This is a genomic window from Patulibacter ginsengiterrae (assembly GCF_056269115.1).
Map to the genome: position 1 here is coordinate 1 of NZ_JBWDOG010000015.1, position 14,874 is coordinate 14,874.

The 14,874-nt window shown below is 74.8% G+C and carries 12 protein-coding genes; 2 read left to right on the forward strand and 10 right to left on the reverse strand.

Annotated features, from left to right (window positions below; translation table 11 throughout):
• Positions 1-144 precede the first annotated feature (144 nt).
• The 3 genes from ACVUH9_RS17200 to ACVUH9_RS17210 are packed head-to-tail and all read right to left on the reverse strand — an operon-like array spanning position 145 to position 3,403.
• Positions 145-1,482 carry a hypothetical protein gene (locus tag ACVUH9_RS17200; protein WP_475759092.1) on the reverse strand — a complete coding sequence of 446 codons (1,338 nt, stop codon included), beginning with the start codon at positions 1,480-1,482 and terminating at the stop codon, positions 145-147.
• Entirely contained in the window at positions 1,479-2,846 is a 1,368-nt protein-coding gene (locus ACVUH9_RS17205; protein WP_475759094.1) for a hypothetical protein, read from the reverse strand. The genes ACVUH9_RS17200 and ACVUH9_RS17205 overlap by 4 nt, the downstream gene beginning before the upstream one ends.
• Positions 2,843-3,403 carry an RNA polymerase sigma factor gene (locus ACVUH9_RS17210; protein WP_475759096.1) on the reverse strand — a complete coding sequence of 187 codons (561 nt, stop codon included), beginning with the start codon at positions 3,401-3,403 and terminating at the stop codon, positions 2,843-2,845. Before ACVUH9_RS17210 ends, ACVUH9_RS17205 begins: the two co-directional genes overlap by 4 nt.
• Positions 3,404-4,047: 644 nt before the next feature.
• Here ACVUH9_RS17210 and ACVUH9_RS17215 point away from each other — a divergent pair.
• A complete protein-coding gene (locus ACVUH9_RS17215) occupies positions 4,048-5,106 on the forward strand; it encodes a fatty acid desaturase (protein WP_475759098.1) in 1,059 nt (352 codons plus the stop codon).
• 120 nt (positions 5,107-5,226) lie between these two features.
• On the opposite strand, the gene ACVUH9_RS17220 is transcribed toward ACVUH9_RS17215, so the two are convergent.
• From ACVUH9_RS17220 to ACVUH9_RS17245, 6 genes are all read right to left on the reverse strand, one after another.
• Positions 5,227-6,255 carry an LLM class F420-dependent oxidoreductase gene (locus ACVUH9_RS17220; protein WP_475759100.1) on the reverse strand — a complete coding sequence of 343 codons (1,029 nt, stop codon included), beginning with the start codon at positions 6,253-6,255 and terminating at the stop codon, positions 5,227-5,229.
• A gap of 32 nt (positions 6,256-6,287) precedes the next feature.
• Complete coding sequence (locus ACVUH9_RS17225) at positions 6,288-7,172, reverse strand: polysaccharide deacetylase family protein (RefSeq protein ID WP_475759102.1); 885 nt, start codon at positions 7,170-7,172, stop codon at positions 6,288-6,290.
• A gap of 53 nt (positions 7,173-7,225) precedes the next feature.
• The gene (locus ACVUH9_RS17230) at positions 7,226-8,038 is read right to left on the reverse strand and encodes an SDR family NAD(P)-dependent oxidoreductase (RefSeq protein ID WP_475759104.1); all 813 of its coding nucleotides are present in this window, start codon (positions 8,036-8,038) and stop codon (positions 7,226-7,228) included.
• Positions 8,038-8,736 carry an SDR family NAD(P)-dependent oxidoreductase gene (locus tag ACVUH9_RS17235; RefSeq protein WP_475759106.1) on the reverse strand — a complete coding sequence of 233 codons (699 nt, stop codon included), beginning with the start codon at positions 8,734-8,736 and terminating at the stop codon, positions 8,038-8,040. Before ACVUH9_RS17235 ends, ACVUH9_RS17230 begins: the two co-directional genes overlap by 1 nt.
• Complete coding sequence (locus tag ACVUH9_RS17240; protein ID WP_475759108.1) at positions 8,733-10,235, reverse strand: APC family permease; 1,503 nt, start codon at positions 10,233-10,235, stop codon at positions 8,733-8,735. The genes ACVUH9_RS17235 and ACVUH9_RS17240 overlap by 4 nt, the downstream gene beginning before the upstream one ends.
• Before the next feature lie 125 nt (positions 10,236-10,360).
• On the reverse strand, positions 10,361-11,860 hold the full coding sequence (locus ACVUH9_RS17245; RefSeq protein ID WP_475759109.1) for a helix-turn-helix domain-containing protein: 1,500 nt from the start codon (positions 11,858-11,860) through the stop codon (positions 10,361-10,363).
• A gap of 74 nt (positions 11,861-11,934) precedes the next feature.
• Between ACVUH9_RS17245 and speB the strand changes: the two genes are divergently transcribed.
• Complete coding sequence (speB, locus tag ACVUH9_RS17250) at positions 11,935-12,906, forward strand: agmatinase (RefSeq protein ID WP_475759111.1); 972 nt, start codon at positions 11,935-11,937, stop codon at positions 12,904-12,906.
• A 103-nt stretch (positions 12,907-13,009) separates the two neighbouring features.
• On the opposite strand, the gene polX is transcribed toward speB, so the two are convergent.
• Complete coding sequence (gene polX, locus ACVUH9_RS17255; protein ID WP_475759113.1) at positions 13,010-14,749, reverse strand: DNA polymerase/3'-5' exonuclease PolX; 1,740 nt, start codon at positions 14,747-14,749, stop codon at positions 13,010-13,012.
• Between the last annotated feature and the right edge of the window lie 125 nt (positions 14,750-14,874).

Sequence of the window (14,874 nt, forward strand, 5' to 3'; positions counted from 1 at the left end):
GCGCGGCGTCCGGAGGCGGGGGCCGATGCGGGTTGGCGTTGTATTCCGCATCAGCCAGGGTGCGCGGGCGAGCTGATGCGGATTTCCTGTCGTATAGGCCACAAATCCGCATCAGCTCGCCGCCCCGCCCCGCCGCGCGCCGCCTCAGAACCCGAGCGGCGTGCGGTCGCGCGCGGTCGCGCCGTCGGTGAAGGTCGCGGTGGACTCCAGGTGGCCGGACGGGAAGCTGCCGTCGTAGACGACCAGGAACGCGTGGGCGTCGTCGTCGGGGACCAGCGTCCGTACGTCGCGCGGGGTCCGCAGGGTCACCGACCGCACGTCGTCGTGGGTCCGCCCCGCGAGCCAGGTCAGGCCCGGCAGGGTCCGCCGGGCGACCCGGCCGGGCACCGGATCGTCCTCGACCCACATCGGCTCCTGCCCGAGGTCCTGCCCGCCCCGCGCGATCATGATCGGCTGGCGACGGGTCGGCGTGCCCTGGGACAGGCAGGAGGTCCCGCTGGGCCGGACCTCGGTGAAGGTCCCGCGCCGGAAGTCGACCGTCCCGACCCGGTCGTCGACCACCCGCCCGGGATTCCCGACGCACCATCCGCGACGCGCCTTGACCGCGACCAGGCCGTAGGGCAGGCCCCCGTTGGGGTCCGCGGCCCGGGCCACGACCTTCGTCTCGACGTTCGACCCCGGAGCCGTCCGATGCTGCTCCGCCGCCGCCCGCCGCCGCATCCATGCCGGCATCCGCGACCAGTCCTCCTGGCGCGGCCCGGCGGTGTCGACGGCCGGGCCGGTCGGATAGGTGACGAGCGCCGACGTCCGTCCCGCGTCGAGTCGATGGTCGCCGACGGCGAGGAACGCACCCGCGGTCCCGCGCTCGGCCGGCAGCGCCTCGCCGCCGACCCGCAGCCGCACGTCGCGGGCCGCCGGACCGGCGATGCCCCAGACGACGGTGCTCGCCAGGTGCGGGCTCGCGCCGGCCAGGCCCACGATCGGGTGCAGGCCCTCCACGAACGGCTCGCGGCCGAGGTCGTCGCGCCGGGAACCGCAGTTGGCAGGACCGCCGAAGAGACTCGGTCGCGTCGGCCGGAACGTGCCGTAGGCGTCGATCCAGCCGAACCGGCCCCGATGCATCCGACCGAGCTGGACGCAGCGGCTGCGACCCACCACACGGATCCGGCTGGGCGTGGCCCGCTCGTCGCGGTAGGTCCGGTCGGCCTCGAAGACCCGCACCGCCCAGTCCGGACCGCCGGCCGGGTCCGCGACCCGGACCGCGATCGCCGGACGCCCGATCACGCGCAGGCGGACCGCGCCCGGCCACGACGGCTCGGGGCGGGCCGCGGCGACCCGTACGACCGGCGTCGCCCGGACCGCCGGCTGCGCGTCACGCTGCGGCGTGTCGTCCGGGATCGCCACCGCCGCCACCGCACCGCCGAGCACACCGACCGTGCCCGCCGCGATCGCCACCCGCAGGACGTTGCGTCGCACGGTCATCCCCCGTTCCTCGTCGTCGCGGCCGCCGACGGCGACCACCCCAGCAGTCCGGTCTGCCCGCGGACGGTCCGCGTGCGCCCGTCGCGCGTCCGGATCCGTATCCGCAGCCGCGCGGGATCCACGCTCGCGGGGAAGACCCCGGCCAGCGCACCGCCCGGCAGGATCCGGACCGGCCGCACCCGGCCGGCCGGGTCGACCGCCGTCACCGAGCGCACCTCGCCGCCGACCATCCCCCAGACCGCCGTCCGGGCGGGTCGCCCGTGCCAGTCGCCCGCGACGCCGACCCTGCTCCCGCCGAGCCTGCGGGTCGACGCCGGGTCCGACGAGAGCCGCCGGACGGCGAGGAAGACCCCACGAAACTCGATCTTCGTGCCCGTGCCGACGACCGACAGGCGACCGCAGGCCGTGGGACTGCGCGGCGCATCGGCGGCGGCGCGGGCCGACGTCAGGCTGCTGCAGCTCGTCGGCCGTCGCGACGGCGTCGTCGTCCCGCTGCTCGCGGGCTGCGCGATCTGCATCGCGTCGGCCTTCCACGCGCCAGCGCCGGCCGGGTCCGGGACGATCCGCGGATCGCGCCCGAAGGTCTCGACCTGCCGGCGGCCGTCGGCGAACCGGAAGCTGACCCGCAGACCGAGGTCCTCCGGGTAGCCGGCGAGCACGGCGACGAACGTCCCGCCGGCGCCGACGCGAGCCGGGGACCTCCCGGCGACCGTCTCGACCTCGACCCGGCGGAGCCCGTCGCCGCCGATCCCGTTGACGATCGTGCGCACGTCACGCGGTCGCTTGCCGGCCAGGACCCGGGCCCCGACCAGGGTCAGGCCGGATCGCTGCTCCTGGCCGCAGGCGTCGGCGAGCCCCGGAGCCATCTCCCGGAAGCGGCCGTCGAGGCCGACCAGCCCGAAGCGCTCCCCCCGGACCTGGCCGACGGTGCTGCAGACGTAGCCGGTGTCGCTGCGGGCCACGCGGACCGTCCACGGCGGGGTGCCGGCCGTCGGGTCCGGGATCCGCAGCTCGCTGACCCGGGCGCTCGACGGGACCGGGGTCTGCTCGCGCGGCACGTCGACCGCGGCCGGGGCCGGGATCACGGCGCCCCGAAGCGTGTAGAGCGTCGCGGCGGCGACCGCGGCCGTCGAGAGCAAGACCGCGACCGCCACCGCCACCGCCCGCAGCGACCAGGCCAGCCGTCGGGGCGGGGCGGAGCCGGTCGAGCGGCGTCCCGGCCGACGATGGCGCGCCGCGCCGCCGGCCGGCTCGGGTGCCGCCTCGCCCACGAGCGCGTGCGCCCTCGCCTCGGTGCCGGCCGCCGCCTGCCGCTCGGCCGCCGCGACCAGGTCCTGCTCCAGTCCCTCGATGAAGTCGGTCATCGCCGTGCCTCCCCCAGCTGTCCGCGCAAGAACGCCAATCCACGGCTGACCCGCTTCCGGACCACCGCCTCCGAGACCGCGAGCGTTCCGGCGATCTCCTGGTAGTCCCGCTCCTGCACGATCCGTGCGTGCAGGGCCTCGCGCTGCTCCGGCGGCAGGTCCGCGAGCAGCACGCCGAGATCGTCGCCGTCGCGGTCGAGCAGCTCGTCGATCCGCTCGAGATCGCGGTCGGTCAGCTCACGCGGAGGGATCCCCAGCCGCCGACGAGCGCGATCCTCGACCTGGCCCTGGCGGATCGCGTCGACCAGCTGGTTGCCCGCGATCGCGAACAGCCAGCCCCGCGCCACCCCCCGTGCCGGATCGAACGCGTCGAGCCGCTCGAGCACGGTGGCGAAGGTCTCCGCGCAGACGTCGGCCGCCAGGTCTGGTCGTCCGGTTCGTCGCAGCAGGTACGCGAGCAGGGCCTCGACGTGGCGCCGGTAGAAGACGCCGAACGCCTCCGGCTCGGCCACGGCGGCCGCCAGCAGCTGCTCGTCGGATCGTCGGTCGGCGTGCACGGTGGTACTACGCCCAGGCCCGTCGGTTTGTGACCGCACGGTGGGTGGCGCGGCTTGGGGGCGGCGGGACGGGCGCGGCGGCGAGGCGCGGCGGCGAGGGCTGGTGCGGGTTGGCGTTGCCCGCGAACGGTATTCCGCATCAGTCGGGGGTGCGCGGGCGAGCTGATGCGGATTTCCTGTCGTATAGGCCACAAATCCGCATCAGTCACCCCGCCACCCTCCGCCGACCCCCGCCCCGCCCGCCGCCGACCGCCGGCCCCCGCGCCACCCACCACCCGCCGCCGACCCCCGCGCCACCCGCGCCACCGGCCACCCGCCGCCCGCCGCCGCCCGCCGCCCGCCGACCCCGGGCCACCACCCGCGCCACCACCCCGCCACCCGCCGCCCCGGGCCGCAGCCACCCCCCCCCCCGCCGCCGGGTGATTCCGGCCCCAGTCGGGGGTTAACCCCCGACTCGCTCGGGGCTCCGCCCCAGGGACAGCGGCGCCCCGTCGCGGGACCATGAGGACGAGCGGTGCCTCAGATGCGTCCTTCGGAAACGAAGAATCTACGCAGAAGGGTCCCCGAACATGGACAATCCTCCGGTCGCCTGCCGTCTCGTCACGTCGCAGCGACTCCCGATTCCCGAACACGACGGTAGGACGATGAGCCCCGACACCCTGGTATCCCCGGCGCAGACTGCGTCTCGCGCCTCTCCGGCCCCCTGGAAGCAGAGCCTGGCGCCGTACGCCCAGCCGCATCTCGGGCGCAGCATCCTCGACCTGCTCACGTCGGTCGTGCCATACGTCGTCCTCTTCTACGTGATGTACCTGCTGCTGGACGTCTCGTACTGGCTGGTCCTGGCGATCTCGATCCCGGCCGCCGGCTTCCTGCTGCGCACGTACATCATGTTCCACGACTGCGCCCACGGGAACTTCTTCTCGAGCAAGCGTGCGAACCACTACGTCGGGGTCGTCCTGGCGACGATCGTCTACACCCCCTTCTCCGCCTGGCGCCACAGCCACGCGATGCACCACGCGACCGCCGGCGACCTCGATCGTCGCGGCGACGGCGACGTGCCGACGATGACCGTCGAGGAGTTCCAGAACGCCTCGCGCGGAACCCGGACGATCTACCGCCTGACCCGCAACCCGTTCGTGATGATGACGCTCGGCCCGATCGCCGCTCTGGTGATCCAGCCGCGGCTGTGGAAGAAGAGCGACCGGACGCGGATCAAGCGCAGCGTGATCGGCACCAACATCGCGCTGGTCACGATCATCACCGCGCTCTGCCTGACGATGGGCTGGAAGGAGTTCCTGATGGTCCAGATGCCGATGGTCTGGCTCGCGGGCGGCGCCGGCGTCTGGCTGTTCTACGTCCAGCACCAGTTCGAGGACGCCTACTGGGAGAACTCGGACACCTGGAGCTACGCCGAGGCCGCGCTCCAGGGCAGCTCGTACCTGCGGCTCCCGAAGGTCCTCCAGTACTTCAGCGGCAACATCGGGCTCCACCACGTGCACCACCTGAGCGCGAAGGTCCCGAACTACCACCTCCAGGCCGCGCACGACAGCAGCCCGATCTTCCAGGAGGTGCCGGTGCTGACCCTCCGCGAGGGCATGCGCTCGATGCGGCTCAAGCTCTGGTGCGCCGATCGCGGCCGCCTGGTCACGTTCCGCGAGGCCGCGCAGCCGACAGTCTCCGCCCCGGTGGCCACGGCCGCCTGAGTCCCGGCGGATCAGGCCCGGGCGATTGCGTCCCGGGCCGCCCGCCACCGCGCGTCGCCCGCCCACGCGCGGACGGCCCTCAGGTCCCGGCGCGCCGCGCCGGGACCACCGTCGCAGCGCTCAGCCCTGCGCCGCGGCCAGCAGCTCGACCGTCCGCGAGCGGTCGCTGCCGAAGACGACCGCGCTGAGCGCGTCGACCCCGGCGTCGGCGAACGTCTGCAGGCGCCCCGGCAGCTCGTCCGGGGTGCAGGCGATCGCGGCGACCTCGAGGATGTCGCGCGTCACCGCCCGCATCGCGCCCGCGCGATCCCCGGCGAGGAAGCGGTCCTGGACCTCGTGGGCCGCCTCGCCGAAGCCGTAGCGGGCGCAGAGGTCGACGTAGAAGTTCTTGTCCTTCGCGCCCATCGCGCCGAGGTAGAAGGCGATCCAGGGCCGAACCGCGTCCTCGGCCGCCTCGACGGTGTCCTCGACCGCCAGCGGGACCCCGGCGACGATGTCGACGTCCGCCCGCTGCCGCCCGCCGCGCTCGAGGCCGGCGTCGAGCCGGTCGAAGAGGATCGAGGTGTCGAACGGGTTCAGGAAGGCCGGCAGCCAACCGTCGGCGATCTCCCCCGCCAGCTCGATCGCCTTCGGCCCGATCGCCCCGAGGTAGACCGGGACCTGCGGCTGCGGCGGCTGGATCATCAGCTTCAGCGGCTTGCCGAGCCCGGTCCCGTCCGGCGTCGGCAGCGTCCACTCGCGGCCCTCGTGCTGGACCGGCTCGCGCGACCAGGCCTGGCGGACGATCTCGACGTACTCGCGGGTGCGGCCGAGCGGACGGCTGAACGGCACGCCGTACCAGCCCTCCGAGACCTGCGGACCGGAGACGCCGAGCCCGAGCCGGAAGCGGCCGCCGGAGATCGTGTCGAGCGTGGCCGCCGCCATCGCCGTCGCGGTCGGCTGGCGGGCGGGGATCTGGAGCAGGCCGGAGCCGACGGCGATCCGCTCGGTGCGGTCCGCGATCACGCCGAGCACCGAGACCGCGTCCTGGCCCCAGGCCTCCGAGACCCAGACCCCGCCGAGGCCGAGCCGGTCGGCCTGCTCCGCCATCGCGACCTGCTCCTCGAAGGAGAACCAGGGCCAGTACGCCAGGAACAGCTCGATCCGCATGCGGGCACGCTACCGGCGGTAGCGGTCCGGCGCTACTTCCCGTCGAGCACCCGCTCGGCGACGGTCCCCGCCGCCTCGAACCGGACGTCGCCGCACCCGAGCGCGAAGCGCACGAAGCGATCGAGCGCGCGGATCCGGGAGGGCCGGCCGGAGAGGAACGGGTGGCAGGTCAGGGCGCAGAGCGAGCCGGTCTGGCGCATCGCGTCGAGCTCCTCGATCCAGAGCTCGGCGACCCGGCTCGGAGCGACGATCCGCTGGCCGATCTCGGGCTCGGGCAGGAACGCGTACTGCTCCCAGTCGTCGAGGCACCAGTGGACCGGCAGCTCGGCGAGCGTGCGGCCGCCGACGTCGAGCCGGTAGGGCCGGTCGTCGTCCATCAGCGACGAGTCGTAGCGCAGGCCGTGCTCGGCGAGCAGCTCGAGGGTCAGCGCGGTCTGACGCCAGAGCGGCGCCCGGTAGCCGCGCGGCTCGACGCCGAGCGCCCGCAGCGCCGCCAGCCCGCGCGCGAAGTCGTCCCGCTGCTCGTCGTCGCTCATCCCCGGCAGGGTCGCGTGGGTGTGGCCGTGGAGGCCGACCTCGTGACCGGCATCGACGATCGACCGGACGGTCGTCGGCCAGCGCTCGGCGGTCACCCCCGGGACGAAGAACGTGCCGGGCACGCCGTGGCGTTCGAGCAGCTCGAGGATCCGCGGCACGCCGACCAGCGGCCCGTAGGCCTGGTGCGACATCGCGGAGAGGTCGCGGGCGTGGTGCTGTCCCGCGGCCAGGATCGGGGCCTCCGCGTCGACGTCGAAGCAGAGCGCGACCGTCGCGGCGGCGCCCCGTCCCCAGCCGGCGGGCGCCGGGCTGCGAACGGGACCGTGGGGACGGTCCGGGAGCGGCGGTGGGGTCGCGGCCAGGCCCGCCGACCGCGGCACGTCCGCTCGCCCCGGACCTTCGGCGTCCGGCACCGGGCGCCGCGGGCCGCCAGTCACGCCGGCCCCCGGGTCGTGCCGCCGTTGGGCTGGAGGATCTGACCGACCAGGCCGCCCGCCCCCGGCGAGCAGAGGAAGGCGCCGGCAGCGGCGATCTCGTCGGCGCTCCCGATCCGCCCGAGCGGGGTCTCGCTCGCGTAGCGGCGGCGGATCTCCTCGGCCGAGACCCCGGCGTCGGCGGCGTCGTGGTCCAGCTGCGGCGTGTCGATCACCCCGGGGGCGATCGCGTTGACGAGGATCCCGTCGGGGGCCAGCTCGCGCCCGAGCGACTTGGTCAGGGCGATCAGCCCCGCCTTCGACGCCGAGTAGGCGGTCGCGTTCGGCCAGCCGACGACGCCCCACTCCGAGGCGATCACCACGATCCGCCCGCCCCCGTTCCGACGCATCCCGGGCAGGACAGCGCGGATCGCGTGGTAGGTCCCGCTCAGGTTGACGTCGATCTGGCGCCACCAGGCGTCGTGGTCGTGGTCGCCGAACGGCGCCAGGTCCATCACCGCGGCGTTGGCGACGAGCAGGTCGACCGGACCGAGTCGCTCGGCGGCGGTGGCGGCCGCCGCGGCGATCGCCTCCGGATCGGCGACGTCGGCCGGGACCGCGAGGCCGCCGGTGACGGCCGCCACGTCGTCGAGCGCGGGACCGCCCGTGCGGTCGTTGACGGCGACCTGCGCGCCGTCGCGGGCCAGTCGCTCGGCGATCGCGCGGCCGATCCCCTGGGCGGCGCCGGTCACCAGCGCGACGCGGCCGTCGAGCGGCCGGTGGTCCCCCGTCGAGCCGCTGGCGCCCGCTGCGGAGCGGTCGTCCGCAGCCATCAGATCACCGCCCCGGCGTTCGGGGAGACGACCTGGCCGGCGAAGTAGGTCCCCTCGGCGACGAGGAAGGCGACGGTCTCGGCGACCTCGTCCGGGCGGACCAACCGCCGCAGCGGCAGCGCGTCGAGGTAGGCCGGCGCCCGCCACGGCGAGTCCGCCGCCAGCAGCGGCGTGTCGGTCGGGCCCGGCGCGACCGAGGTCACCCGGATCCCCTCCGGCGCCAGCTCGGCACCGAGGCTGCGGGTGAAGCCGATGATCGCGCCCTTGGCCGCCGCGTAGTGGGCCTCGCCGTCGCCGCCGGCCAACCCCAGCTCGGAGGAGATCGTGACGATCTGACCGCGGCCGGCGCGGCGCATCGCGGGAACGACCGCCGCGCAGGCGTGCATCGTGCCGCCGACGTGGATCCGCAGCATCCGTGCCCAGCGCTCGGGATCGATCTCGGCGAACGGCACGATCTCGTAGATCCCGGCCGCGGTCACCAGCAGCTCGACCTCGCCGAGCTCGGCCGCGATCCGGGCGATCGCGGCCGCGACGGCGGCGCGGTCGGTGACGTCGGCGGCGACCGCCAGCGCGAGGTCGGCGGTCGGCGCGAGGTCGATCCCCGCGACCGTCCAGCCGTCCCGGCCGAGCCGGGCGGCGATCGCCGCCCCGATCCCGCTGGCCGCTCCGGTCACCACCGCCACCCGCTGCTCGCTCATGCCGGCGAGCCTACGGTGACGGGGGCCGGCACCGGCTCGGACTCCGGCGGCACCTCGAGGTGATCGTCGCCGAGCCGAGCACGCTGCTCGCCGGCGGCAGCGATCTGGGTCCGTCGGGTCAGCTGCACGGCCGCCCCGAGCAGGCCGATCACGATCGTCATCAGCAGCACGCCCCACTGCTGGTACCAGGGCAGGTCGGTGGCGCGAGGCCAGGCGATGTTGACCAGCTCGAACAACGCCCAGACCGCGGCCAGCGCCGTCACCGGCAGGCTCCAGCGCCCGAGCGCGAAGACCCCGGGCGTCCAGCGGCCGCGCAGCTGGGTGACCAGCAGGCCGACGACCGGCAGGCTGAAGGCGATGAAGAAGCCGCCGCTGGTGAAGTTGACCAGCGTCGCGAAGACCGCGTCGGCGAGCGTCGTCACCAGCACTAGCGAGGCGACCCCGCCGGCGACCAGGATCGCCGGGATCGGCAGCCGGTCGCGGTCGGACAGCCGCGAGAGGACCCGCGAGCCCGGCAGCGTGTCCTCGCGGGCGAAGGCGAAGATCATCCGCGAGGCCGAGGCCTGGAGCGCCAGCAGGCTGGCGAAGAAGCCGATCACGAACAGCAGGAACAGCGGTCGGGTCACGCCCGAGCCGAGCGCCAGCGTGATCGTGTCGGCGACCGGGTCGGCGATCTGGCCGTCGAGGATCGGCCCGTAGTCGGGGATCGCCAGGATCAGGCCGAGCGCGGAGAACATCACCACGACGGCGATCACGACCAGCGAGAGGATGATCGCCTTCGGCAGCGCCTTGCGCGGCTCGTGGACCTCCTCGGCGATCGCCCCGGCGCTCTCGAAGCCGACGAACGCCCAGCCGATGAAGGCCATCCCGGCGAGCATCCCGCCCCACAGGTAGCCGCCGCTCGCGTTCTCCGCGGCACCCGCGGTGCTGAAGATCTCGCTGATCGGGTGGGCGGTGTGGAAGAGCAGCAGGACCAGGCCGACGCCGACGCTGCCGATCACCTCGGCGCCGATGCTGAGCGCGACGAAGATCTTGAGGCCGCGGCGGCCAGCGGTGTTGAGCAGCGTGGCGGCGACGATCAGGGCGAGCGCGACGAGGAACTGGACGCCGCTGGAGAACGGGTCGATCCCGAGCACCGTCGGCACGAACCCGGCCGCACCGTAGGCGACCGCGGCCATCGCGATCGTCAGCGTCCACATGTACGCCCAGCCGGTGTACCAGCCGTAGCGCTCGCCGACCAGGCGGCGGGCCCACTGGTACAGGCTGCCTTCGTACGGCCAGCGCGAGACCAGCTGCGCGAAGACCAGCGCGAGCAGCATCTGCCCGAGCATCACGAACAGGAAGCCCCACCACGAGGCGGGGCCCCCGGCCTGGACGGTGAAGCCGAAGATCGCGTAGAGCGCGACGATCGGCGAGATGAAGGCGAAGGCCATGGCGAACGCCGACCAGAGCGTGAATTCGCGCTTGAGCGTTCGCGGGGCGTCCTCGGGCGGTGACACGAGCTGTTCTCTTCCTCGGGCGTTGGCGATGGCCGAATCTAGGTCGGGCGACCCGCGGGGCGATAGTGGACGTCCATCCAATCTTGCGCCCCGACGTTGGTCGTTCGTCGCTCGCCGGTGGCCGTCTATCCGTCGGGCGGAACCGCCAACGCCAGGTGCAGGTCGACGCGGTCGGCGGTCAGGTCGAGGTCGCGGCCGGTCAGCGCCTCGACCCGTGCGAGGCGGTGCCGGAGGGTGTTGTGGTGGACGTGGAGCAGCCCGGCCGTCTCCCGCCAGCGCCCGCCGTGAGCCAGGAACGCCCGGACCGTCTCGACCAGGTCGGTGCCGCGCTCGGCGTCCCAGCGCTCGATCGGCCCGAGCACCGACTCGCGGAAGGCCCGCAGGACGTCGGGGTCGACCAGGTCGAGCAGCAGCAGGTGCGAGCCGACGTCGAGCTGCCGCACGACCCGCTCGCCCGCAGGCCGAACCCGGGCCAGGGTCAGGGCCGCCTGGGCCTCGCGGAGCGAGCGGCGCAGTCCCTCGACCCCGCGCCCGGGGCGCCCGCCGCCGAGCACCGGGGGCTCGCCACCGTCCGCGATCGTCACCGCGACCGCGCCGACCGGGTCCTCGCGATCGCCCGGATCGAGCACCACGAGCACGACCCCGTCGCGCTCGGTCGCCGCGTACGGCAGACCGCTCGCCTCGGCCGCGTAGGCGACCGCCGCGGTCGTGTTCGCCGCGGCGATCACCGCCAGCGGCGCCTGCGGGTCGAGCCCGAGCGCCGTCAGTCGCACCGCGAGCGCGGCCTCCCCGAGGTCGCCGCTGCGGACCAGCGCGAGCATCTCGCGCGCGAGTCCGCTGCGCGCCTCACGCCCGGCGCGGGCCCGCGCCTCCTCGAGCGCGGCGTAGGTGACGACTTGGCCGACGACCACGCGGACCTCGTCGGAGATCTCCGGCAGCGGCCGGTCGAGCAGCAGGGTCGAGGCGGGATAGGGGTCGCCCGGGGCCCCGAACGCGCTCAGCTCGTCGCCGATCGCGGACGGCAGGCTGCCGGTGCGGGCCGCCTGGACCGCCGCGCACGCCTGTTCCGGCGTCGGCCGCAAGCCGGCCTCCGCGAGCAGCCGCCCGCCCGGCCCCACCAGCGCGGCAGCGACGCCGGTCTCCCGCTGGAGCAGCGCGATCAGGCCGTCGTAGCCGCCGCCGTCGGCGAGCCCGAGCAGCAGCTCGCGGGTCCGGTCGAGGTGCCGCCGGAGCGCGACCTGCTCGTCCCGCGCGAGCCGCTGGGCGAGGACTGCCTGGATCCGCCCGAACGAGACCGCCTCGGGGACCTCCAGCAGCGGCAGGCCGTGGGCCTCGCAGGCGGCCAGCAGTCCGTCCGGGAAGGCCGCGTGCGGGGTGCCGAGCCCGAACCCGACCGCGACCGCCCCGGCGCCGGCGACCTCGGCGATCCACTCCGCCGCCGACACCTCGGTCGCCCACAGGCCGTTGGTCAGGACCAGCTCGTCGGGCAGCAGGTAGCGCCCGGGCTGCGGCAGGTCCGTGACGTGGGCGCTGCGGATCCCGCGGCCCGGGACGGTCGCCCCCGCGACCTGCCGCAAGGGCAGCGCCGGGTCAGAGACGAGATCACCGATCGTAGGCCGTGCCATTGGACGTCCGACCAATTGTCCCAGACCCGAGGCCGGGCTAGCGTGCCCCCACACCGTCCCCGGAGATCCCCCGTATGTACGAGCCCAGCAACGCCCTCCTGTCCCCCCGCTTCACCGGTCCCCGGACCTTCGCGCGGCTGCCCTACGTGCCCGGGGTCGACGATGCCGACGCGGCGGTCTTCGGGATGCCGTGGGACGGCGCGGCGACCTTCCGCGGCGGGGCCCGCAGCGGCCCCGAGGCGATCCGCAGCGCGTCGGCGCTGCTGCGGCCGTACAACCCCGGCCAGGGCGTCCAGGTCTTCGGCGACCTCAGCGTCGCCGACGCCGGCGACGCGCTGACCGTGCCCGGCTACATCGAGCAGACGCTCGAGCGGATCCAGCAGTTCGTCGGCGGGCTGGCCGCGACCGGCGCGACGACCTTCGGGATGGGCGGCGACCACTCGGTCACGCTCGCCGAGCTGCGGGCGCTGGCCGCGGTCCACGGGCCGCTCGGGCTCGTCCACCTCGACGCCCACGGCGACCTCTGGGACGAGTACTTCGGCCTGCCCTACAACCACGGCACGGTCTTCCGGCGCGCGCTCGAGGAGGGGCTGATCGATCCCGCCCGCACGCTTCAGGCAGGAATGCGCGGGTCGCTCTACACGCCGGAGGACGCCGACCTGCCGCGTCAGCTCGGGCTCCAGGTGCTGCCGTGGGACGAGCTCCGCGAGCTGACCCCGGCGGCGTTCGGCGAGATCGCCCGCGCCCGGCTCGGCGACGGCCCGGCCTTCTTCACCTTCGACGTCGACTTCCTCGACCCGGCCTTCTGCCCCGGCACCGGCACGCCCGAGGTCGGCGGCCCGACCAGCGACCACGCGCTGCGGCTGGTCCGGGCCCTGACCGGGATCGACTTCCGCGGCTTCGACGTCGTCGAGGTCTCCGCGCCCTACGACGGCCCCGGGCAGCCGACCGCGCTGCTGGCCGCGACGGTCCTCTACGAGATGCTCGGCCTGCACGCCCGGCAGCGGGCCGAGTCCGGCGCCGCGAAGCGGGTCGCCGCCGACTGAGCACAGGCCGGCGCTGGGCCGGCCGCCCGGGGAGGCAGGTCGTTTGCCCACCGTAGAGGTGGCGAACACATCAAGGAGCCGGTCGGCCCCGCGCGGGGCCCGCTCAGCGGCCGCCCTTGCGGAGCTTCCGCAGGTCGGCCCACGACCGGGTGTTGGCCACGTCGGCGGCGGACAGCCAGCCGCGGCGGGCGGTCGCCACGCCCCAGCGCGTGTTGCCCAGCGTCTCCGGGCCGTGGGCGTCGGAGTCGATCACCAACAGCACGCCGGCGTCCCGGGCCGCCCGCGCGTGCACGTCGTGGAGGTCGCGCCGCCGTGGCGAGGCGTTGATCTCGAGGAAGGTCCCGGTCCGCTCGGCGGCGGCGATCATCGCGTCGACGTCGAGCGCGTAGGGCGGGCGCTGCTCGATCAGGCGCCCGGTCGGGTGGGCGATCACGTCGACCAGCGGGTGCTCGCAGGCGGCGACGATCCGGGCCGTCGGGTCGTGGTCGAAGGCGGTGTGGACGGAGGCGACCACCCAGTCGAGCTCGGCGAGCAGCTCGTCATCGTAGTCGAGGCCGCCGTCGGTCCCGATGTTGACCTCGCTGCCGGCCAGGACGGTGATCCCGTCGAGCTCGTCGTCGACCGCGCGGACCTCGCCGATCAGCTCGCGCAGCCGGTCCGGGGAGACCGCGTCGCCGAACCCGTGCGAGGCCGAGTGGTCGGTGATCGCGATGTAGTCGAGGCCCAGCTCGCGGGCGGCCTCGGCCATCTCGCGCACGCTGCCGCGGCCGTCGCTGGCGGTGGTGTGCATGTGCAGGTCGCCGCGAAGGTCGGCCTGCTCGATCAGCGGCGGGATCTCGGTCAGGCGCAGCTCGCCGCGGTTCTCGCGCAGCTCCGGCGGGATCCACGGCAGCCCGAGCCGCGCGTAGACCTGCTCCTCGGTCGCGAACCGCTCCGTCTCCCCCGTCGCGTCGTCGAGGATCCCGTACTCCGAGACGTGGAGCCCGCGCTTGACCGCCGCCTCGCGGATCGCGACGTTGTGGTCCTTCGAGCCGCTGAAGTGCTGGAGCAGGTTGCCGAACTGGTCGGGCGCGACCACCCGCAGGTCGACGGCGAGCCCGGACTGGAGCACGCCGTGGGCGCCGTTCGCGCCGGAGCTGGCGACGTCGGCAACCAGCTCGGAGGAGCGGAAGACCTCGATCAGGGCCGCCGCGTCGTCGGCGGTGGCGATGATGTCGAGGTCGTGGACGCTGTCGGCCAGCCGGCGCGCCGAGCCGGCCAGCTCGACCCGGTGGACCCCGGCCGCCGTCCCCCGCTCGCGCAGCTCGGCGACCAGCGCCTCGCCCAGCGGCAGCGCGCGCGACAGCAGCTCGCGGCGCGGGGCCTCGAGCTGGTCGCCGGCCGCGTCGAGCGCGGCCAGCAGCTTCTCCTCCGACTTGGCGCCGAAGCCGGCCAGCTCGCGGACCTGGTGCTGCTCGATCGCCGTCCGCAACGCCGCCGGGCCGTCGACCTGGAGCGCGTCGTAGAGCTTGCGGGCCCGCTTCGCGCCAAGGCCGGGCAGGTGGGTGATGCTGAGCAGGCCGGCCGGGAACTTCGCCCGCAGCTTCACGAGCGCCGGGATCTCCCCGGTCTCGAGCAGCGCGTTCAGCTTCTCCTCCAGCGTCTTGCCGACCCCGGGCAGCTCGGTGACGGTGCCGGCCCGGGCCATCGCCGCGACCGAGCGCGGAGCGTCGCGGACCGCCTTCGCGGCGTTGCGGTAGGCGAGCACGCGGTGGACGACGGCGCCGTCCAGCTCGTAGCGGTCGGCCAGCTCCTCGAAGAGCTCGGCGATCTCGGCGTTGGACGGATCCCGCGGGGCAGCCATGACCGTCGAGGCTACGCGGTGGCCCCGCGGATCCGGGAGATCGGCCGTCGGCGAGGGCCTCGAGGGCGCGGCGGATCTCGTGGCGACGCCCGCGCGGGAGCGCCAGTCGAACTCCGCACGTCCGC